At 43.8% G+C, this 845-nt stretch carries 1 protein-coding gene; it reads right to left on the bottom strand.

What is annotated here, in order from left to right; all coding sequences use genetic code 11:
* Positions 1-824 (bottom strand): hypothetical protein (locus KEM10_RS23850; RefSeq protein ID WP_212220919.1); only part of this gene is annotated, 824 nt, incomplete at its 3' end.
* Positions 825-845: the final 21 nt, after the last annotated feature.

The raw sequence follows: 845 nt of genomic DNA on the forward strand, positions 1-845 counted from the left end.
TCAAGCATTCCCAAAGCACCTTTGAGTTCCTCTGCTGATAACCCTAATAACTCTGCTGTTTTCGGACTGTTGGTAAGCAAGCGTGAACCGATACCGACCAATGCACCTGTGGCAACTCGCTTCATTACTTCATTGGGAGCATACCCGGCAAGACGGCTTTCAAGGTCTGTCTTATCAGTTTTTAGTTCCCTGTTTTCGCTTTGGTAGCGGTCTTTTTCGGCACGTAGTTCAGCGTTTTCATTGCGTAAACGCTCATACTTTTCTTCTAAAGTATTGTAGCGTGTCTCGAACTTAAAATCATCCAACTGCTTTTGGTAACTGATTCGCTCAACCTCTTTGTTGTTGCCCGATAAGGCATTGAACACACCGAACAGACCATCAAGCTTTGATTTTACGGCAGGGTTATCTCCTGAAAATAATCCTAACAGGGAATCTAGTTCACCCAATCCATTGGTGTTGTTTTGGATTTGGCTCTGTTTCATTTCCTCCTGGATAATGGTTTGTATCTCGGCTCTCTCAATAGGTTCTTTTGGTGGGTTTAAAAGCTTGCTGATATTCACGGTATAGCTGTTCAGGCTTCTGGCATTGGGGCTTTTGCCTCCAAACACATCAACCCTGAGTGAACCATGCGACTGCTTTGCTTTTTCAATGGCACTTTCAATGTCACGGTTAAACTTATCCGTTCCGGAGGTTCTTGAAGTGAGTGCTGTTTCCTGTGCTGCGGTAACCAGGTATATTTCGTAAGCGTAAGGGTACTTTTGTTCGTCCTCCGAACGCTTTATAAACTCGTATATGCTTTGTATTTGCTCTCTGTAATCCAACATAGTCGTATTAATTTCGGTGGG

It is taken from the genome of Carboxylicivirga linearis, assembly GCF_018271995.1.
GTDB lineage: Bacteria > Bacteroidota > Bacteroidia > Bacteroidales > Marinilabiliaceae > Carboxylicivirga > Carboxylicivirga linearis.